Source organism: Anaerotignum neopropionicum (genome assembly GCF_001571775.1).
Classification (GTDB): Bacteria; Bacillota; Clostridia; order Lachnospirales; family Anaerotignaceae; genus Chakrabartyella; species Chakrabartyella neopropionicum.
Genome location: NZ_LRVM01000005.1, coordinates 26864 through 48495, shown reverse-complemented (window position 1 = coordinate 48495; position 21632 = coordinate 26864). Strand labels below are relative to the sequence as shown.

The 21632-nt window shown below is 41.0% G+C and carries 15 protein-coding genes and 1 other annotated feature; of the genes, 14 read left to right on the top strand and 1 reads right to left on the bottom strand.

Translation table 11 applies throughout. From position 1 onward, the window contains the following. Nucleotides 1–269: 269 nt before the first annotated feature. From CLNEO_RS08850 to CLNEO_RS08840, 3 genes are read left to right on the top strand one after another with little or no spacing between them, the layout of a single operon-like run. Nucleotides 270–5120, top strand: a complete 4851-nt coding sequence (locus tag CLNEO_RS08850) for a nicotinate-nicotinamide nucleotide adenylyltransferase (RefSeq protein ID WP_066087559.1) — start codon at nt 270–272, stop codon at nt 5118–5120. A 14-nt stretch (nt 5121–5134) separates the two neighbouring features. Continuing rightward, nucleotides 5135–6328, top strand: coding sequence for a Rossmann-fold NAD(P)-binding domain-containing protein (locus CLNEO_RS08845; protein WP_066087557.1), 1194 nt, complete (start codon nt 5135–5137; stop codon nt 6326–6328). Further along, nucleotides 6325–7392 carry a flavodoxin family protein gene (locus tag CLNEO_RS08840; protein ID WP_066087554.1) on the top strand — a complete coding sequence of 356 codons (1068 nt, stop codon included), beginning with the start codon at nt 6325–6327 and terminating at the stop codon, nt 7390–7392. The genes CLNEO_RS08845 and CLNEO_RS08840 overlap by 4 nt, the downstream gene beginning before the upstream one ends. Before the next feature lie 364 nt (nt 7393–7756). Here the strand turns inward: CLNEO_RS08840 and asnB are convergent, their stop codons facing one another. Continuing rightward, the gene (asnB, locus tag CLNEO_RS08835; RefSeq protein WP_066087551.1) at nt 7757–9331 is read right to left on the bottom strand and encodes an asparagine synthase B; all 1575 of its coding nucleotides are present in this window, start codon (nt 9329–9331) and stop codon (nt 7757–7759) included. 48 nt (nt 9332–9379) lie between these two features. After that, nucleotides 9380–9622: a binding site (T-box leader), on the bottom strand. A gap of 440 nt (nt 9623–10062) precedes the next feature. Here asnB and CLNEO_RS08830 point away from each other — a divergent pair. The 11 genes from CLNEO_RS08830 to CLNEO_RS08780 all read left to right on the top strand — a co-directional run bounded on the left by CLNEO_RS08830 (nt 10063) and on the right by CLNEO_RS08780 (nt 21456). Further along, on the top strand, nt 10063–12159 hold the full coding sequence (locus CLNEO_RS08830) for a glutamine synthetase III family protein (RefSeq protein ID WP_066087549.1): 2097 nt from the start codon (nt 10063–10065) through the stop codon (nt 12157–12159). Nucleotides 12160–12343: 184 nt separating this feature from the next. After that, nucleotides 12344–12592 (top strand): hypothetical protein, encoded by a 249-nt coding sequence (locus CLNEO_RS08825; RefSeq protein WP_066087547.1) that lies wholly within the window; start codon nt 12344–12346, stop codon nt 12590–12592. A gap of 400 nt (nt 12593–12992) precedes the next feature. Next, nucleotides 12993–14681, top strand: coding sequence for a sensor domain-containing diguanylate cyclase (locus tag CLNEO_RS08820; protein WP_066087544.1), 1689 nt, complete (start codon nt 12993–12995; stop codon nt 14679–14681). Nucleotides 14682–15413: 732 nt separating this feature from the next. Continuing rightward, nucleotides 15414–16280, top strand: a complete 867-nt coding sequence (locus CLNEO_RS08815; RefSeq protein WP_408605469.1) for a Rossmann-like and DUF2520 domain-containing protein — start codon at nt 15414–15416, stop codon at nt 16278–16280. After that, nucleotides 16277–17104 (top strand): 3-methyl-2-oxobutanoate hydroxymethyltransferase, encoded by an 828-nt coding sequence (gene panB / locus CLNEO_RS08810; RefSeq protein WP_066087541.1) that lies wholly within the window; start codon nt 16277–16279, stop codon nt 17102–17104. The genes CLNEO_RS08815 and panB overlap by 4 nt, the downstream gene beginning before the upstream one ends. A 13-nt stretch (nt 17105–17117) precedes the next feature. Continuing rightward, on the top strand, nt 17118–17966 hold the full coding sequence (gene panC, locus CLNEO_RS08805; protein WP_201032890.1) for a pantoate--beta-alanine ligase: 849 nt from the start codon (nt 17118–17120) through the stop codon (nt 17964–17966). A 185-nt stretch (nt 17967–18151) separates the two neighbouring features. Then, nucleotides 18152–18598 carry a GNAT family N-acetyltransferase gene (locus CLNEO_RS08800; RefSeq protein WP_066087533.1) on the top strand — a complete coding sequence of 149 codons (447 nt, stop codon included), beginning with the start codon at nt 18152–18154 and terminating at the stop codon, nt 18596–18598. Nucleotides 18599–18763: 165 nt separating this feature from the next. Next, a complete protein-coding gene (locus CLNEO_RS08795; RefSeq protein ID WP_066087530.1) occupies nt 18764–19024 on the top strand; it encodes a hypothetical protein in 261 nt (86 codons plus the stop codon). A 618-nt stretch (nt 19025–19642) separates the two neighbouring features. Beyond that, a complete protein-coding gene (locus CLNEO_RS08790) occupies nt 19643–19873 on the top strand; it encodes a response regulator (protein ID WP_242864189.1) in 231 nt (76 codons plus the stop codon). A gap of 38 nt (nt 19874–19911) precedes the next feature. After that, nucleotides 19912–20160, top strand: coding sequence for a LytTR family transcriptional regulator DNA-binding domain-containing protein (locus CLNEO_RS08785; RefSeq protein ID WP_242864188.1), 249 nt, complete (start codon nt 19912–19914; stop codon nt 20158–20160). A 24-nt stretch (nt 20161–20184) separates the two neighbouring features. Then, nucleotides 20185–21456, top strand: a complete 1272-nt coding sequence (locus CLNEO_RS08780) for a sensor histidine kinase (protein WP_066087521.1) — start codon at nt 20185–20187, stop codon at nt 21454–21456. Nucleotides 21457–21632 lie beyond the last annotated feature (176 nt).

The window sequence follows — 21632 nt, the reverse complement described above, 5'->3', positions numbered from 1 at the left end:
AAGAAAGCTGTCTTTAAAAAAGCATTTTTTGGTTTGGTGACAATTTCCGTACCATAGGAGAAAGGTTTATATTAGAAACATTTGACCATTATTATTGATAAAAAATCTAAAATATTTCCGAATTATTCACAAAAAAGGCAGTGCAATTTGCTGTTTTTTAAGCAAAAGGATGAAAAAATTCAAGGGAAACCCCTCAGAAAGCGCTTACGCCTATTGAAACGGGACGAGGGTAGTGCTAAAATTGAAGAAAGAGAAAAGGGAGGCCGTGTATGAAGAAAAAAAGAGGGGCTGCAATATATAAGGGGCTATTGGCAGCCCTTACAAATAGGGAGTTTATGAGAAAGACCCTAATCAAAAAGAAAACGGTAATTGCTTTTTTAGAAAAGGAATATTGGCTGGAGGCAATCGACGAAATTATAAAGGGTGAGGAAATCTCTTGTTTAACCGTGCTTTCCTATTGTGAAGAAATGCTTTCTTCACTGGCGAAGGAAGCGCCGCAAGAGGGCTGGTTGACGTATATTTTTCGTTTTTTAATCAAAGAAATTTATCCCCATCGAATGGATATTGTTTTGGAGACAAAGGAGCGGCGTGCCGTACTGTTTTATTTAGAGATTTTGCGTGTCTTTCTAGCCTACGAAAGGGAAGTGCAGCCCTTTGGTATTCACAGAGATTTTGCTTTTGCAACGGTGGAGGAAATGGAAAACAGCCCATATGAAGCCCAATATTCCAAGTTCATCAATTGTTTTCATGAGCAGTATATTTACGAAATTATGCGAATTGGGCGTGAGGTAACGCCTTTTGATACCCTTGCCCATGTTGCAGGGGTGCATTATATTGCCATGCACATTGGCAGGCAGCTAGCACGGGCAAATGTGCCTGTGGACTTGGGCTTGATTTCCGGTGCGGCGGCAGGGCACGACCTGGGGAAGTTTGGCTGCAAGGAAAACGAGGTAAAGCGAATTCCTTATCTTCACTATTATTACACCGATGTTTGGTTTCAAGCAAATGGGCTTTTTGATATTGGTCATATTGCCGCAAACCACTCCACTTGGGACTTGGAGCTGGAGAACCTTCCTGCAGAGTCTTTGATTTTGATTTATTCCGATTTTCGCGTAAAGAGCAGGGGCTTTGAAAACGGCAAGGAAATTATGGGGATTTATTCCTTGGAGGAGTCTTTTCGGGTTATTTTGGAAAAGCTGGACAATGTGGATCAGGCAAAGGAAAACCGTTATCGCCATGTGTATTCCCGCCTAGCAGACTTCGAGCAATATATGCATTCCATTGGTGTAAATACGGATTTAACCCAGGATACTTTAAGCGAGGTTAGCCATAAGGAATTGGCGTTATTGGATATTAACGAAACCGTAGATGTGCTTAAAAATATTGCAGTTAATCATAATATTCACTTGATGCATAAATTAAGCCGAGAGGCGAGCTTTGGAGCAATTTTGGAAACGGCAAGAAGTGCCAGAGATTGGAAAAATTCTAGGGCTTATTTAAATATTTTTTCTGAATATTTTACCTACATGAATCAAAAGCAAAAGCAGATGTCCATTATCTTTCTTTATGAATTGATGGTGCACAGAGAGGGAGATATTCGCCGCCAAGCCGGAGATTTATTGGGAAATATGATTGCTCATTATGATATTGAGTATGGTAAGGAGCTGCCTGCCGATGTGGATATTATTTTAGACGAGATTTCCAGTTTTGATATGTGGGAAAAATATTTGTACATGATTATTATTCCTGACCATAAAATGATAGACAGGCATCGCCGTTGGCTAGGCTATGGTTTGAAAAGAGTGGTAACATCTTTGTTGGAAAATTGCAGGGAAGAAGCAAGGGGTAAATATATTGCCTCCATTTTAGAGTATTATAAAAACACCGCTTGGCCGGAAGATACAGCGTTTATCCTCATTGATACACTGCCGTCTGTGCCCCAAGGCCTTTTGAAGGAGGAGGAGCAGCAAATTTTACTTTCCTTTATGCATAGTTATGCCCAAAACGATTCCTTGGAAATTCGGGCGGCAATCCTCCAGAATTTAAAGGATATGGCAACGGCTTTTTTGAAAAAACCTGGGCTTGTTGATTATGTGATAAAAATTGTGGAACGGGTCACAATCAAAGGTAACGTGAGCCTGGAGTTTTTACTGTATATGATTGGGGAGGCCTATGCAATTAAGGATGTCATCCGAGGGGTATCCTTTCGACGTATCTTTGAAGATGATCGTGTGGTTTCAGATATTTTTTTGGAGAACCTTAAGGCTGCAACACCTTGGAAAATTAAGATTATTAACATGGAGCTTTTGTTTGAACGAATTCGTTTGGGCATTGTTATGCCAAAGCTTCATGTGGCAACCCACCTTTCCAACCTGTTGAAGGTGAGCGAGCAGGTAACGGTGCGCCATTTTGCAGGGGAAACCCTGGTCAAGCTTGCGCCTCTGCTTTCTTGGGATCAGCGCAACGAGGTTGCCATTGAGTTGACAAAGGGTCTTGAAATTGGCGAGTTTGAATTTTCAAAATATATTCCTCAATACTTGGGAGAATATGTAATGTTTTTGCATCCCAAGGAATTGAATGAGTTTTTACTGGACATTCACCGCCTGCAATGCAGCACCAACGACCGTATTGCCAGTGTTGCCTTAGACACCCTTGGTGTGATGGTGCGCCATTATGAAAAATACAGTGCAAGATTCCCCGAATATATCGCTATTTATGAGGAGAGAAAAAAGAAAATTTTGGGGATGATATTAAGCGGCTTCGCCAGTTATCATACGAATGTAAATAGAGAGGCCTTTTGGGTGGTTGGACACGAATTGTTTGGCAATAATGGTTTAACCCTGCGGGAAAAGAAAAATATTTTTGCCTTTATCAGCAAAAAGCTGATTACATTGACGGAAAAAGAGGAGAAATCAGAGCTAGGATTTTTTAGCGATACGGCGGGCTGGAATGCAATATATCGTTTTATTAGCGATTATTTGTTTGTAAAAGGTAGCTTTTCCTTCAAGGAACCAAATAAGGTTGCTTTTTTCCCTGGCAGCTTTGATCCCTTTTCCTTGGGTCATAAGGAGATTGCCAAGGAAATTCGAGATATGGGTTTTATCGTTTATTTGGCCCTTGACGAATTTTCGTGGTCTAAAAAAACCCAGCCCCATATGGTACGGCGGTGGATTATCAATATGTCCATTGCGAATGAGGAAAATATTTATCTGTTTCCTGAAAATGTGCCGGTAAATATTGCAAACCCTGAGGATTTGAAGCGTTTGCGAGAATTGTTCCCCGGCAAAGAGGTATATATGGTAGCAGGCAGTGATGTGGTGCAAAATGCCTCCTCCTATAAAATTGAGCCTGTAGAGGACTCTATACAAACCTTCCCCCATATATTGTTCCTCAGAGAAACGGATTCAGACATTGGAGAAAAAGCGAAAAATGCATATAATTACATCCAAAATGAGGTTTTGGAGCTAAAGCTGCCTACTCACTTTGAGGATGTCAGTTCCAGTAGAATCAGAGAGAATATTGATCATAATCGGGATATCTCTAACCTGATTGATACGGTGGCGCAAAATTATATTTACGAGAACAGTCTATATCTAAGAGAGCCCCAGTACAAGCGGCTTTTGGAAACGAAAGCGGTGGAGGTTGCCCATTTTTCAGAGGTGGAGGCAGCGGAGGGTGTGATTTTTGGCAGTACTATTCCCACCGAAGCGTCAAACTCCCTTTTAGATGCCATGCATCGACCAGGAAGTGAGATGACCGTTGTTTTTGATAAATACGGCTGGGGCAAGCCCGATGGGATTATGGTGTATCGTCATCTCGCAACCGCTGAGCTTTACAGTGAATTTGGAGATATTGAAACGGCAAGCTATATCCGAGAGAATACCTCGGGAAAAATTATTTTATTTGAGGCATGCTTTGCCCGTGAAAATTCTAAAATTGATGATTTGGAGCAAATTTTATTTACTGAATCCATTGCAAAAGCCTTAAAGGAGGACTATACCTATGGTGTTTTCAGCCTAATCTCCGGCAATGTTACGGAAAGGATGCAGGATGTATTGGAGGGCCAGGGCTTTTTGAAGCTGCTAAAAAATACAGTCAGAGATATTTATGTTGTGGATATGAAAAGCCCCATTACGTTGTACCACAATATTCAAACAGCAATCAAAGAGCCTTTTAACAGCAGTGAGCGTATTTTAAAAACGCTGCGTGAAACACACGGCCGATTCCAGAAAGCATTGGCGAAGCTGAATCCCGGCGGTTTGGTGATCTCTTTTGATGCAGGAATGATGCATAATCGGCTCGTTGAGCTGATTACACAGGCAAACGGCGTTCCTAAGGAGCCTACGGAAATTCGCACCTTGGGATCGAATATGTGCGTTCCCTTTGGCAAAATTCTAAAGGGAATTGTGATTCCAAATACGGTGACGAAGGTTTTGCATACGGAAAAGGAATTTGACCGAGAGATAAAATCCTTTAAAATTAAAGAGTTCCCTCAATATTTGCCGCTGGATTGTCAAGTGCGGATGATCAAGTCCTTCCGTCGGCCTGTCATTTTGGTGGATGACCTTTTGCATAAGGGCTATCGTATTCGGGAGCTAAATCCCTTGTTCCAAGAGGAAGCTGTGGACATCGATCGCATTGTTGTGGGTGTGCTTTCGGGACGCGGACGGGATTTGATGGAAATACAAGGAAGAAAGGTAGAAAGCGCCTATTTTATCCCATGCCTTAAGGCGTGGTTTGTGGAAACCTCAATGTATCCCTTTATTGGCGGTGACGGAGTAAAACAGCTTAGGAATAGAGATAGCGGCATGATAGATTCGGTAAACCTAATTTTACCCTATGTAATGCCCGGATTTATTGAGGGCGCCTCAAAAGAAGCGATTTACGACCTTTCCATGGTGTGTTTGCAAAACACTAGGGATATTCTGCGGGCTTTGGAGGGGGAATATCAAAGGGCATTTGAGCGAAGCCTAACCTTGGATCGACTCAATGAGGTGGTCATTTCGCCAAGATGCCCTGACCGAGGGAGCAGCATGAGGTATGATTATCATTTGCCCGCATCGGTTTATGTGGAAAACGATATTGAGCAATTGGTAAGACTCAAGCATTTAGTAAAGTAAAGAGGGTGAACGGTATGGAGAGATTTGAGTTTCATCAGGGCGTGATGCTTCCGGTGTCATTCCCACGGGAGAAAAACAAGGGTTGCTGTAAATTTACCCATATGGGTCAGCTTGCCCATGGGGAAGGCTTGTTTTGGCTTAACAGTAATGCCTTGGAGCAAAAAGGTCAAACCATTTCCAAGGAGATTCGGGAGAAATTTTCCAAGGATCTGAAAAATGGCAATGCCACTATTGTAAACTTGAATTGGGGGACGGTTGAGCAATGGAAAAAGCGGTTGGAAAATGGTCAAACACAGAAAAAAAGAGTGCATCTTTTAGCCCTTGGGGATGTGGGCAGTACGGTTTTAACGGCTCTTAAGCTGTTAGGCGGTGACTGCATTCATACTTTGGGTATTTATGATGTCAATGAGAATGTCTGCAAAAGATGGGAAAGCGAATTGAATCAGGCGGCGTTTCCTTGGGCGTATGATAGACTGCCCCAGGTGGTTATTCTAAAGGAGGATGAGCTTTTTGACTGCGATCTATTCGTTTTTTGTGCTTCCAAGGGGATTCCCCCTGTGGGGACTGAGGTGAAGGATGTTCGTATGGTGCAGTTTGAGGCGAATCGAGGGATTATTTCCCTTTTTGCAAAAAAAGCCAGAGCAAGCGGCTTTGAGGGGCTATTTGCTGTAGTTTCCGATCCGGTGGATCCATTATGCAAGGCGGCATTTTTGGCAAGCAATACCCTGGAAAACGGAGCGTTCGACGGAAACGGCTTGCGTCCTGAGCAGATTCAAGGCTACGGCTTGGGGGTTATGAACGCCCGTGCTGCCTATTATGCAAAAAAAGACGTACGCTTTGCTTCCTTTTTGAAGGAGGGGAGAGTCTATGGCCCCCATGGGCAAGATTTGGTCATTGCCAACAGCATAACGGCTTACGATGAAAGTCTATCCAAAGAGCTAACCCGACTGGCCATTGATGCAAATTTACGCACCAGAGAGCTAGGCTTTAAGCCTTATGTGGCGCCAGCCATTTCCTCGGCGGCAATTTCCTTGCTTTTAACCCTTAGGGGAGAATGGCATTACAGCTCAAACTATTTGGGTGGGGTATATATGGGCTGTAAAAATCGCACCACTCCTTGGGGACTGGAAATGGAAAGCCTGCCCCTGCCCGAACAGCTTTATGCCCGATTGGAAAAGGCCTATCGTGGACTGGAGGTGATCCAATGAAGGAGAAAGTAACCTTGGTCTATCCCCGTTGCGAGGATGCCATTCGTACAAAACGCCTTTTTGCTTTGCTGGAGGAGGTTTTGGAGCCCTATGATGTGGAACTGATAGAAACGGTGAATGCCTTTCAGCCACTACAAAACCGTCGCATTATTTTTGCAATTCCCTTAGGAATTTCGGGGATCAACTTGGAATATTTTCGTTTCTTAAAGAAAATGCGAACTGACCCTACCTTTTTTGAGGGAAGCGTGGGGGGGATTATTATTGATGGGGAAAGCGAGCTTTACACAAAATCCGTTGCCCGTGGGTTGATGTTCACGGCAAACCAAGGGGGATGTTCCTTCCCGGGGCGAGCCATGGTAGAGGGAACAAAGGATTTATTAAATTACAATATTCAAGCAATGAACTTGGAAACGGATAACCTTACAGCATACCATATTTCTGCTAGGCATATGGTAAAGCGGGTGATGGAGGATCAGCCGTCACCCAAAAAGCAGGCCAATATTCTTGTGCTTCATGCCAGCAATTACAGCAAGTCAAACACGGCAGGCCTTTGGGATATGGTAAAGGGTAATTTGGAAAACTGCAAGATTACGGAGATTTCCCTTAGAAACGGCACAATTCAAGATTGCAGCGGCTGTCCCTATCGTATGTGTATGCATTTTAGCGAGCGGGCAAGCTGTTATTATGGCGGTGTGATTACCAAGGAGGTTTATCCGGCAATTCTGGCGTGCAACGCACTGGTGATTCTTGCACCAAACTATAATGATGCATTAAGTGCTAACATTACCGCTTTTGTCAATCGGCTTACTGCACTGTTTCGTACCAATCAATTCTACCAAAAGCATCTGTTTGCTATTGTGGTTTCCGGATACAGCGGTGGGGATATTGTGGCGGAACAGCTCATTAGTGCTCTAAGCATGAACAAAACATTTCGTCTGCCCCCTAGATTTTCCATGGTAGAAACGGCAAATGATCCCGAAAGCATTTTTAAGGTGGAGGGGATTTGTGAAAGAGCCGCTACCTTTGCAGAAGGAATGATGAAGATTTTGGTGGAAAATGAATAAGAAAATAAAACCGAAAAGCTGCTAATTTCTAAAGAAATGAAATTAGCAGCTTTTATAAACAGCCACAGCATTAACGACAAAAGGGATTTGCTACAAAAAACATTCTGTTATCGTACAAGCTTCTGTGATTTTTAAAATGAAAAGTATCTAGTGATAAAATGCCATTTGCTCGTTGTGAAAAATAAAATACTTTAGGAATCGTTAGAAACGATTTTTCTGAAAGCCCATTGAAAATAGAATAAGGAAGCCTTATTGAAAACGATGGCATTTTATTGTTATTCCGATTCCTTCCTTTATAAAAGTAATATAATGATAATTTTCCTTTTCAAAGCAAAGGGGAAATTGGGAGATTGTCATGGGATTTTTATTTTCCACTTCCACCGTAGTTGGAGAGAACACGAGCGGAGGGGTCGTTTACATTGCAGCCCTCCCATTCCTTGTTGGGCATCCAGAAATCCTTTACCATCCTTGCTTGACCGGGATAATATTTTTCAAAAATTTCACGGTACATCAAGCTTTCCTTTGTAAAAGGCGTTGCAAAATCAAACTTCCTGCATCTTTCTTCAAATTCCTCATCGGTGCAGATACTCTCTGCATACTCCTTGAGATCATCCACCATGGAGTGGCCAACGGCATCACTAAAGGCAGCCTTTTCACGATATAAAATAGAATGAGGCAGCCAATCCCCTTCAAAGGCATGGCGCAAAAGATATTTGCCAATGCCATAGGTGTTTAGCTTCATGGCAGGATTGATGGACATGACATAGCGAACAAAGGCTAAATCGCCAAAAGGTACTCTTGCCTCTATGGAGTTTGCTGAAATACAGCGGTCTGCGCGCAAAACATCGTACAGATAAAGCTCATCCACACGTTTTTTTGCCTCATTTTGGAAAGCATCTGCTGAAGGCGCAAAATCTGTGTATTTGTAGCCAAAAAGCTCGTCGGAAATTTCTCCGGTCAGTAAAACCCGTACATCCGTTTTTTCGTGAATTGCTTTGCAAATGAGATACATACCCATGCTTGCACGTATGGTAGTAATGTCGTAGGTGCCAAGGGTGTAGATGACATAATCTAACGCTTCCAAAACGTCCTCTCGGGTAATAATAATCTCCGTATGATCAGAATGGAGATATTCAGCCACTTCCTTTGCATAGCGTAAATCGATGGCATCGGTTGCCATACCAATTGCAAAGGTACGGATGGGTTTATTCAAAATTTTTGTTGCAACGGAGCATACCAAGCTGCTGTCCAAGCCGCCGCTTAATAAAAAGCCTAAGGGTGCGTCGGCATCCAGTCTTTTTTCAATTCCATGAACCAATAACTCACGGATTTTTGCGCAAGTTTCTTCCAAGTCATCTCCTGCGTAAGCTTCAACACTTGTCAAATCGCAGTAGCGAACAAATTTGCCGTCGGCATAGTAGTGAGCGGGAGGGAATGGGGTGATTTCCTTGCAAAGTCCTACAAGGTTTTTTGCTTCACTGGCAAACACAATGGAATCATCTTCGCAATACCCGTAAAATAAGGGACGAATACCAATGGGATCTCTGGCTGCAATCAAGGAGTCCTTTTTGCTATCGTAAAGAATCATAGCAAATTCCGCATCCAGCATTTTAAACATATCCAAGCCATACTCATGATACATAGGCAAAATGATTTCGCAGTCGGAATTGCTGACAAAGGTGTATTTTTCCGCCAGCTTTTCTTTCATAGGACGAAATCCGTATAATTCGCCGTTGCAAACAACGGCATCTCCGTCGTAGGTGAAGGGTTGCATGCCTCTTTCCGTTAAGCCCATGATGGCAAGGCGGTGAAAGCAAAGCAAACTATCGCCAACCTGTAGGGTGCGAGACATATCCGGTCCTCTTGAAATAGTACGTTCAAAGCACGCCATTACTTTTTCCAAATCTTGCATTTTTGTTAAACCCATAATTGAACACATAAAAAAACACCTCCGAATGTATTATGCAGCTAGTTATCCTAATAAAAAAATTAGGACGAATAGCTGCCATCCGCGGTGCCACCTAAATTACTGTAATAAACAGTCTCTTCTGGGTTCAAATAAACCCGCGTCCCATAACGGGGGACAATCCGTCTCACCTACTGCTCCAAAAAGGAGGTTCAGATTGAAGCTAAGAAGTGTTATTCATACAAAAGCCTACACAAAGTTTCCACTATCCTTTGCTCACTGGGGCGGTTTTTTTATATTACTTGTCTTCCTCAACGCCGTTTTCGATTTGTGTGTATTGTACACTGCCTTTTATTCGCTGTCAATAGTCAAATTTCGGGAATAAAAAAAGTGAAACGAACACTAAATTAATGAATTCTACAAAAAAAATTAATATGTTTAGCCTTTTGCAAACAGAAATGGCGATGAAAAGGACAAATGTGCACCGACAAAAGCTGAAATTTGCACAGCGAAATTTTCAAAATGACGGAATTCATTATACATACTTGTGAATTTCGTTTAATTTTTTATTTTTTGAATATGAATATTTTTGTTGACAGTGAACAAACCAAACCCTATAATGACGTGGTATACAGCGACGGGGCTGCGGTCAGACGCATTGCCATAAGAGATCTTCTACATTTTTTCTTATGGCCGAGCGTCTATCTGCAGCCCCTTCGATAAAATTGAGTATAAACAGACAAAGTAAAAGGAGGCTGGAAAATATGGAAAATAAAGTTCCTGAATTATTTGGCTCAATGGTTTTTCATGAAGGCGTGATGAAGGAAAGATTACCCAAAAGCACTTACAAAACAATGTGCAAGGTAATGCAAGAAGGAAAGCGGTTAGATAAGGAAGTAGCGGATATTGTAGCAAATGCTATGAAGGATTGGGCCGTTGAAAAGGGTGCTACTCACTTTACACACTGGTTCCAGCCAATGACAGGGATTACTGCAGAAAAGCATGACAGCTTTATAGCGCCTGCCGGCAACGGTCAGATTATTATGGAGTTTTCCGGCAAAGAGTTGATCCAGGGAGAACCCGATGCATCCAGCTTCCCCAACGGCGGCTTGCGTTGTACCTTCGAAGCAAGAGGCTATACTGCTTGGGATCCCACTTCTTTTGCATTTATTAAAGATAATACATTATGTATTCCTACGGCGTTTTATTCCTATGGCGGTCAGGCTTTGGATAAGAAAACACCTCTGTTGCGTTCCATGGAAGCGTTTAACAAGCAGGCAATGCGTATTATCAAGTTATTTGGTGATACCGAAACAAGCCGTGTGAATACAACAGTTGGTTCCGAACAGGAATATTTCTTGATTGATAAAGACGTTTATTTGAAACGCTGGGATTTGGTTTACTGTGGTAGAACCCTTTTCGGCGCAAAGCCTCCCAAGGGTCAGGAATTAGACGATCATTATTTTGGTGCAATCAAACCCAGAGTAAAGGCGTTTATGTCTGACTTGAATGAGGAACTTTGGAAGCTGGGAATTTTGTCAAAAACTGAGCATAACGAGGTTGCCCCTGCACAGCATGAATTAGCACCTGTTTTCACAACGGTAAATATTGCTTGTGATCACAATCAGGTTACGATGGAATTGATGAAAAAGGTTGCAGATAAGCATGGTTTAGTTTGTCTGCTCCATGAAAAGCCTTTTGACGGCGTGAACGGCAGTGGTAAGCATAACAACTGGTCTATTTCCACTGACAAGGGTGCAAACCTTTTGGAGCCCGGCGATTCTCCTTCTGAAAACACAAGATTTTTGTTGTTCTTGGTTGCTTTAATTAAAGCTGTAGATGAATATCAGGATATGTTGCGTCTTTCCGTAGCTTCCGCAGGGAACGACCATCGTTTGGGTGCTAATGAAGCACCTCCCGCTATCGTTTCCATGTTCGTAGGAGAGGATTTGCAAGCAGTTTTGGATAGTATCGAAAGCGGTGCGGAATATGCAGGCAAGGACAGAGAAATGATGAAGGTTGGCGTTCATGTTCTGCCTAGATTCTTCAAGGATACCACAGACAGAAACAGAACTTCACCCTTTGCGTTTACAGGCAATAAATTTGAATTCCGTATGTTAGGCAGTGCTGTATCTATTGCTTGCCCTAACTTTATTTTGAACACGATTGTTGCGGAAGAATTATCTAAATTTGCAGATCAGCTTGAGGTTGCAGAAGATTTTACGACTGCCGCAAACAAATTGATCCGTAAAACAGTGATCGATCACAAGCGCATTATTTTTAACGGCAACAACTACTCTGATGAATGGGTTGTAGAAGCTGAGAAAAGAGGCTTGCTGAACCTAAAAACTACGGTTGATGTATTACCTTACTACTTAAGCGAAAAGAATATTACAGCGTTTACAAAGCATGGCGTTTTGACGGAAGAGGAAATTCATTCCCGTTATGAAATTTTGATGGAAGGCTATGTGAAGGTAGTACATATTGAAGCCTTGACTATGTTAGACCTTGCAAAAAAGAGCATTTTGCCCGCAGTAAGCGCATATGTAAAGGATTTGGCGGAAACAATTACTTTGAAAAGACAGGTTTCTACCGCAATTAATTGCACAAGTGAAGAGGGCTTGGCAGTAGAGCTTTCTGATTTGAGCGCTGCTTTTGTCGACAAAATTAAGAGCCTTGAAGCTGCTTTGGCTACAGCAAAAGAGATGGATGATGAAAAGGCAGAGGCTGAATATTACAAAGACACAGTTCTTTTGGCTATGACGGAATTACGTGGGATTGCAGATAAAATGGAAGAAGAGGTTGGAGAAAAATATTGGCCTTTCCCTACTTATGGAGCATTATTGTTCAGCGTACTGTAATCAAGAGCCAGCAACACAGAAAAATTTTAAAATCATATTGATTTACTTACCAATAAAACTTAGTGATAGTCAAAGAGTGTCGGCAAAACCGGCACTCTTTTTATCTATAGAAAAAAGTTTTTGGTCCTGGAAACTATGGCTTTTTCTGGTTTTATGGTATACTGTATTACTGGGGGTGAGCCAAATGAAGGCAAAACACAAAGAGATATTACAGCTAATTCAAACCCATTGTGTTGATGGAAAAGAGTTGGATATGGCGGATTTCATTCGCATTGGCAGTTCCTTGACAATGCAGGAGCTGCCACAGTTAGTTTTAGTTTTGGAAAGGCAGGGTTATATTGAAGCCATTGAGATTGATATGTGCTGCGGGGCGGATTATATCGTTACCGGTATAACAGAACAGGGCGTTGAATATTTGAAAACCCTTTTGTGAGTTGAGAAAATGGGCTTTGACATGAATATTTTTGAGTAAAGGATGCTTGATGAAAAGCCACAGGAGTTTAAAAAAGCAGAACGTGTGCCGCGGAACGATGAAATTCTGCGGTATTTTTAGTGTAAAATGTTATAATTATGAGTCATCAAGTAAAAGCAAAGATTGGAAACATAATTTGGTTTTGGATTAAATACAGTTGTCTTAAAAAAATCAGCAAGAAAATGCTTGAAAAATACAAGAGTGTCTTTATTTTTACACAATTATAAAAATCAAATTACCCATATAGAGTTTATTCATTTTACGTTAAATTTGGGCTTTTTTACATTATTTTGTTTGATTAAAACAAATTATATGATAAAATATCAAAAATAGTAGGATTTTTTTGATTGGTGGGCGGTGTATGAGAAGGGTAATTCTTTGGCTTTTTTGTTTCGCAATCGTTGTCAGCTTTTTGATTTGTGGAGTTTCAATTCAATTTGACGTGAGAAGTACTGCCTTTAATCAGGAAAAAGTTACTTTGTTAAATAAAGGCTGGTATTATCAAACGGAAGATGGGAATGAGGTGGAATTTACCACGCCTGGTAAAATTTCAACCTCCGTGAAAAAGCCTTTCGAAATATACACTACCTTCCATGAAGCGATGCTGAAGGAGGAGTTTTTGGGTTTTCGTTCTATGCAGCAAGAGGTTTTTGTATCTCTGGACGATAAAGTGATCTATTCCTTTGAAAATGCGGGAAATATCCCTACTTTTCCCAGGGCTCCTGGCAGTGCATGGCATATTGTGAAATTGCCGGAAATTGATTCGGAGCAGGTGTTGAAAATTTCAACAAAGTCATTTTACAGCAATTATCAGGGACAAATAAGTGAGCTTATGCTGGGCAGCAAAAGTGCGATTTTGTTTCATATTGCAAAAACATATTTCCCTGCGGTATTTATGAGTATTCTGGTGTTAATGTTTGCTGTGGCGGTGATTTTTTATGGTGTCTATATCTATAGAATTCGACGTTCCTCAAATTTAATTTATTTTGGGCTGTTTGCATTTTTATTAGGGATTTGGTTTTTTGCGGAGTCTAGGTTTATTCAGTTTTTCGTTGGAAATGTATTGATCGCTTATCAAATGGTTTTTCTCTCCATTGCTTTGATGCCCATACCGGGGCTCTTATTTTTTAGCAATGCTTTGCAGCCGAAAAATCAAAGGTTTTATGATGCATTATGCATTGTGGCATGCATTAATTTTTTTGCAATGGTAATTGCACAAACTTTAGGCTTAGTGGATTTTTTTGAATGGATGCCCATATCTCATAGTATCATTATTTTATCAATGATATTATTTTTTCATACTATGGTGGAATGCATTCGAAACGATTCCTATAAAAAATCCAAGTTTGTGTTTGTGGGATTTAGTGTGTTTAGTTTTTCCGCAATGCTTAATATTGTTTATTTTTATGTGTCAGATCGGTTTGATAGTGCAATTTTGCTACGCCTTGGAACATTGCTGGCTTTAATCATTATTGCAAAGGGTGAAGTAGACAAAAACTTAGAACTAATTCGAATGGGTTTTGAAGCGGCGGCATACAAAAGGGCTGCTTATACAGATGGTCTGACGCAGCTTTCAAATCGATTTGCCTTCGATACTACCTTAAAAGAGCTGGAGCAGGCTGAGTTGGATGAAAATATAGATAATGCAATCTGTGTTTTAGATGTGGATGGATTGAAATATGCCAATGATACCTATGGTCATTGGATGGGAGATCAGTTGATTTGCACAATGGCGGATACGATTAGAACGGTTTTTTCAGAAATTGGAAAATGCTTTCGCATTGGCGGTGACGAATTTGCCGTTGTTCTTCAGGGAGAACGAGATGAGCTGGAAGGCTATTTAGACAAGTTAAGCCAGGAAATCAAGGGGAATATCATGAATGGACATTGTAATTTAAGTGCATCCTGGGGATTGGCATTCCAATCGGATACCCCCGGGAACAACATTTATGAAACTTTTCAGATGGCGGATGCTATTATGTATCAAAATAAAGAAGGGAAAACCACCACAAGGGAAGGAAACGGCAATCCTGGGCGTAGTGAAAATTAATTTTATACGAGAAACGTGAAATGCCCATAGACTTTTGCTATGGGCATCAGACGAGTGACAAGCATTGAGCGTTGCCCAAACCCACTTGCTTTTTGAAAAAAACAAGACCAAAAGCTTTTATTAAAACCGCATATTCATGGGGTTTTACATGGATCAATGGGTGAAACCATGTGGGGTGGTTGAGGGCAAAGCCCTCAAGGTCTTGACTTTGTTTACGTGCTGATGCTCATGGATTTTGGCTGTGGGCATTTTTATATTTTAAAAAGTATATTTTTTACAAATTATTTTGCAAAGCAAAAGAGCCTGTTTTTTTGTTCTTTTGAAGGCAGATGTAAAGCCTGTAAACAAATTTAATGAAAATTTATTTACATATTTTTGGTATTGAAACAATTAAAAATGAACAAATTAAACCCGAATGGAGTTTATGGATACAAAAAATATTAGCCTGTTTTTTATAAAAACTGACTAAAATTCCATATAATTCATAAAAAAGGTTGAGTTATAAGTTTTTTGGTGGTATTCTTGTCTGCGGGTGGTATTGAAAAAACTGCACCATGGCGTTATATTTTTTAAGCCTGTTTTATGAAGTCACTTCATCTGATTAGAGAGGCAAGATTTCAAAAAAACAGAGTGTTGGAAAAAATAGTTTGGATTTCTTTTACGGCAACTCATATCTATCGGGAATGAGATTGACATGCGGATGTTGTACCATGCTCTCGGAGGTGGTATTATATCAAAATTGGTTTTATTGGGCCCGGCAAAGCAGGGGTAAACCTTGGGCGTTACCTTTTGCATCAGGGGCTTTGTGTAAGTGGATTTTATGGCAGAACCTTCGTGCATACGCAAGAGGCCTGCCGAATAACAAATACTAAAATATATTCAAATCTAAATGAAATTGTTCAAGAAAACGATATTTTATGGATTACAACTCCCGATGATACGATTTTAACGATAGATCATGAAATTTCTAAGTTGGACGTAAAAGGCAAATCTATTTGTCATGCCAGTGGATCACTTCCTTCAACGGCCTTGCGGCTTTCAAAAAACGAAGGGGCAGCCGTTTATTCAATTCATCCAATCTATGCGTTTTCCCATAAAACCTTGAATTTCAAGGAATTGCAAACTTTGAAGTTTTCCTTGGAAGGAGATTTTTCAATGGGAGATAAGGATGCCGTTTTGCAGATGATGAAAAAAATGGGTAACTACTATTTTATTCGAAGTGCAGAAACTGCGGCAGCTTATCACCTTGCGAATGTCTTTGTATCAAACCTGACGCTTGCCCTTTTGGAGATAGGGGTTTCTTATTTTCAGGATATGAGCCTTTCAGAAGAGGAAGCGATTTCCGTAATTATGCCTTTGGTGAAGGGCAATATTAGAAATATTGAGGAAAAAGGGTTTCTTTCCTCTCTTACGGGGCCTGTTCCCAGGGGAGATTGGAAGACGGTTGAACGGCATCTTTCCGTGTTAAAAAATAGGGATGAGGAGATTTATAAAATACTCTCCCTGCGTTTATTAGAATTGGCGCGAAAAAAGGCAAATGGCGAAAATGCGGAAAACTACAACAAAGTCGAATTATGTTTGAAGGGGTTGGAAGAATGAAAAATACTGTTTTGACGTTTCAAGAGGCGAAGACAAAGGGAAAAAAAATAACGATGCTTACAGCATATGACTATTCCATAGGGAAAATTATTGATGAAAGCGGGATCAACGGAATTTTAATCGGCGACTCTCTTGGTATGGTAATTAAGGGTGAGGAGGATACCTTGGCTGTTACTGTGGAGGAAATTATCTATCATACCAAAGCGGTGAAAAAAGGGGCAAAAAATGCTTTGATTGTCAGCGATATGCCTTTTTTATCCTACCATACCTCCACGCAGGATGCTATTTATAATGCGGGTAGAATGGTAAAAGAGGGAGGTGCGCATGCAGTAAAGCTTGAGGGCGGTGCCAATGTTTTGCCTCAGGTGCGGGCAATTGTGGCGGCGCAAATTCCTGTTATGGGACATTTGGGCTTAACTCCCCAGTCTGTAAATGCTTTTGGCGGCTTTAAGGTGCAAGGGAAAAGCGAAGAAACGGCAAAGCAGTTGATTGCCGATGCCGTTGCCCTAGAGGAAGCAGGAGCCTTTGCCATTGTTTTAGAAGGCATTCCCGCCAAGGTTGCAGCGCTCATTACAAAGGCTGTTGCCATCCCCACTATTGGCATTGGCGCAGGTAAGGAATGTGACGGGCAAATCTTAGTTTATCAGGATATGCTGGGAATGTTTGATGATTTTGTTCCCAAATTTGTAAAACAATATGCAAATCTTGGGAAAACAATGAAGGAAGCAATCGGTATGTATATCGAGGAAGTGGAGGAAGGTCAGTTTCCAGAGGAAAAGCATACCTTTAAAATAGATGAAGGGCAATTAAAAAAGTTATATTAAAACAGGAGATATGATTATGCTTGTGAAATCGATCAAAGAGATGCGGGGAATTGTAAAGCAATGGGGAAAGGAAGGTCTTTCGGTGGGCTATGTGCCAACCATGGGGGCCTTGCATGAGGGACATCAAAGCCTGATTGAACGGGCGGCATTGGAAAACGATAGGGTAGTTGTGAGCGTTTTTGTAAATCCCACCCAATTTGGACCGAACGAGGATTTTGATGCTTACCCAAGGGATATAGAGAAAGACTGCGCTTTGTGTGAAAAACTGGGCGTGCATGCTGTTTTCTCTCCCGATGCACAGGAGCTTTATTTTCCCAATCGTTCTACAACGGTTCATGTTTCAGCCCTAACGGATGTGCTTTGCGGAAGCAAGAGGCCAGGGCATTTTGACGGCGTCTGCCTAGTGGTGGCCAAGTTTTTCAACATCCTTCAGCCCGAACGGGCATATTTTGGACAAAAGGATGCACAACAGGTAGCAGTCGTAAAAAGAATGGTTCGAGACTTGAATTTTGATTTGGAAATCGTTGCTTGCCCCATCGTAAGAGAGCTGGATGGTTTGGCAAAAAGCTCACGAAATGTATACTTATCACCCCAGGAGCGGGAGGCGGCTCTTGTTTTAAACAGAAGCCTGGAAATTGCAAAAAGTGCGTTGGATCATGGGGAACGTAACGCTTCTGTTTTGAAAGCCGCATTGCTTTCTTGCATTGTACAAGAGCCATTGGCGGAAATTGATTATGTTGAAATTGTGGATAGCGAAAGCTTGCAGGTGCTCAAGGGAAAAATCACCCGATCCATTTTAATCCCCATTGCGGTGTATATTGGCAAAATCAGATTGATTGACAATATCACTTATGAAATATAAGCTGGTTTTGATAAAAAGATAGTGAAGAAGATACCTTTCCCATCATTCATTTTGTGATTTTGGGGAGGTATTTTTTTAATACAAAATACAGAAATATGGAATTTTAACCATATATTGATTTTTACACTTTTTGTACTATAATAAAACCAGTAGAAAAATGTTATTTGTGAAAGAAGGAATTTAAAATGAAGTCCGTACAAATTCAAAAAATACAAAATGTCCTTAGAACAAAAGCGTTAGCGTTAGTTTGGGAAACTTTTTTGCAATATGAAGCGCCTGATTATTCCAGAGAGGGTATTGAAACTTTTCAAAACTCTGTTATAAACAATGAAGATTATTTAAATGCAATTGAAATGTATGGAGCCTTCGAAGGAGATTCTATTCTTGGCATAATTGCAACAAGAAATGAAGGAAGTCATATTGCGCTGTTTTTTGTGGATGGGAAGTTCCAAAGGCGTGGTATTGGCAAACAATTGTTTCAAGCTATTTTGGAAAACAGCACAACCAATGAAATAACAGTAAATTCATCGCCATTTGCCATTGAAGTCTATCATCGGTTGGGGTTTGTGGATACTGCACCTGAGCAAATGACAGATGGAATGCGTTATATACCCATGAGATACAAAAAATGAGTACAATACACGTTGAAATAGCGTGTTTTTGAAACAGTAAAGTATTTTTCTGTAAATATTTGGTGTTATAAAAATGGGGAATGGGTAGCGGATGGAAAGCTTTCGGATAGTATAGAATATCTAAATAATCGGATAGCGATTCGAATAAAAGAAGCTGAGATTGAAGTGTTTTCCATAGACGAAAATGGTGGTTATATAAAATATGTTTTTTTTCAAGATGAAACGGTCTTTTCCGATTCCAATGTTGTATCAACTTATATATCAAACTCAACCTCAATAAGTTTAAACGAAGAAATACCATTGTGGATTAAGTTTGGGATGGATAAAAGCGGAAAGCTTATAAGTATTTCTGATAATTTCAAAAAACTGGATTGCAATGGGGGTATTGCAATTACAGTAACTTTTTCTGATAAAGAGGTAGAATAAGTATTTTAAGGGGGGGGAAGTCAATCACAATTGTTTTTTTAGGCTTAAGCTTTATCATTCAAGCAATGCTGCATGGCTTTGGATGTTCTTATCTTGTTTCAAAGAAATATCGCAACAATGAAAATCGAAAGGAGTACCAAAAGGGCTTGGTGTTTCCCTTTGCCTTTTTGGGCGTGGGATGGCTCATTTTGGGGTTGCTGTTTCCAACCTTTGAGGAACAAAATTCATACTTGTTTTGTATGGGGTTAATTGCTATTGCTGGGATGCCTTTGTTTTTAGTTGTAAAAAACAATAGAAAATTTAAAAAATAATCTTAATATTTTGTGCAATATAAAAAAGAGGTACCGTGAAAGGCAAGCACCAATAAAGATAATTTAAGAAAACACAAACTGAATACGGAAAAGCAAGGGTGGAAACCGATATGGGTTTCCACCCTTGCTTTTCTGTGTGCTGATAGTTGCTTTTGCTTATTTCATTTTATTCATCCTGTAGCCATCAATCTTAGCGTTTTGGAAAGGAACCATCGGTTTATTTCTCCAAAGCACGAAGTACGCCTCCTACGGGATAGATCAGAGATCATCTGCCCTTGTTATTATGCCAGGTTTTACGGGCGTTGAGGTGGCAAAGGAAATTCGCACGTTTGACAAAACCGCCCCGATTTTATTCTTTACCTCATCACCTGAATTTGCCTTGGAAAGCTATTTAGTGAAAGCCATTAACTATGTACTTAAGCCAATCTCAAAAGAAAAACTGTTCTTCACCTTTGACGAAATGTTAGAGCAGATCAAAGCGAAAAAAGATGAGGATGTGGTTATCGTAAAAAGTAATGAGGTATTCAAAAAATACTGATCTCCAATTTGGATTTTGTGGAGGTCATCGCCAGAAATGTGCTGTATCACCTGCGCTCCGGCGGGGTCATCGAATGTATAGAGTCCTTTTCCTCCGTCTGTGACAATCTTCTGAAATATTGGTGTTTTATCAAACCCCACCGTTCCTATCTTGTAAATATGCAGTATGTGGATACCATTGAAAATCATCAGGTAACCTTACAGACCCTTTCCACTGTTCCTATTGCACAGGGTAAGATGCGAGAGATTAAGCAGCGGTATTTGAATTATCAAATGTGGGAGGTATAATCAGATGAAGGGAGGGACTTTAAAATGATAGTAACTGTGATAGGGCTTCTGCGGTTTGGATTTTCGCTGCTCTTTGGTGTAGCGGTGTCGGTTCTTTTTGCAGGAATAGAGCTCACGCAGAAAAACAGGCTGATCATTGGCTTGCTCTGTGTAATTTTTCTTTTTGTTCAGACTGCTTCCTGGTGGCTTTTGGGTTTGGATTTGACATCCAAGCTGTATTCGCTGATTACCCACCTGCCGTTGATATTTATATTCTCCCTATACTATAAGCGTCCATGGCTTATATCCGCCGTCAGCGTGCTTTCCGGCTATCTTTGTTGTCAAGCGCCACGCTGGGTGGGTTTCCTTGCGGGAGCCGCTTTGGACAGCAGACTTGCAGACCACATTTTTTATATGGCAACTGTGTTTCCGTCCTATTATTTCCTGAAAAGATATGTGGCCGTATCTGTCTGTCAGCTTATGGAGAAGTCCAATAAGTCCTGCTTATTTTTAGGTGGGGTACCACTTTTTTACTATATGTTTGATTATGTTACCACCATCTACGCCGATATGCTTTACCGAGGGACGAAATGGGCGGTGCAGTTCATGCCCTCAACAATATCCGTTTTCTATTTTGTGTTTGTAATCCTTTACTCCGCTGAGACGCAAAAACAAACAACCCGCCAAAGAGAGCGGGATATGCTTGATACGCAGTTTCGGCTGGCCCAGACAGAATTTGCTTCTCTGCGGAAGATGCAGCAGAATGCTGCGGCCTATCGCCACGACATGCGCCATCATTTCACTCTTTTACAGGGGCTGGCCTCCAAGGCACGCGTAGAGGAGATCAAAGAGTATCTACGAACTGCCCAGTCCGATATGGATGCCATCACACCTATACGCTTTTGTGAAAACGAAACCGTCAATCTGATTTTGTCTGCTTTTTCCGCCAAAGCAAAACAAGTGGAAATCCTCTTGAAGATAGATGCGAAGCTGCCAAATCTGCTTCCGTTCAGCGACACTGAGCTTTGTTCTCTCTTGTCAAATGCTTTGGAAAACGCCATACAGGCCTCTGCACATATACCCGACAGCAACAAACGCATCATTCGCCTTCGTGTGTATTCCATGAATAACAAGCTGTGTATTGACATCCGCAACAGCTATCACTTTGAGTCGATATTTCATCAGGGCATGCCTGTTTCAAAAGCACAGGAGCATGGATTTGGCACAAAAAGCATGGCTCATATTGTGGAAAAGCATGGCGGTGTATACCAGTTTTCGGTCAAGGATGGCTGGTTTATATTTCAGGCAACTACATAAGATCTTCTTAACCTTAATTTCCATTGTTTATATCCGTTCACATGAGTAGTCAAGGGGGCGCAAAAATGGACTTAGCCCTATTCACACATCTCTTTTGTACAAGTGAAAGATACAAATTTTTTACTCGCTGACATTTGCACGTCTGCCTGTAAAACTCTACCAGACTGGTTGCCATA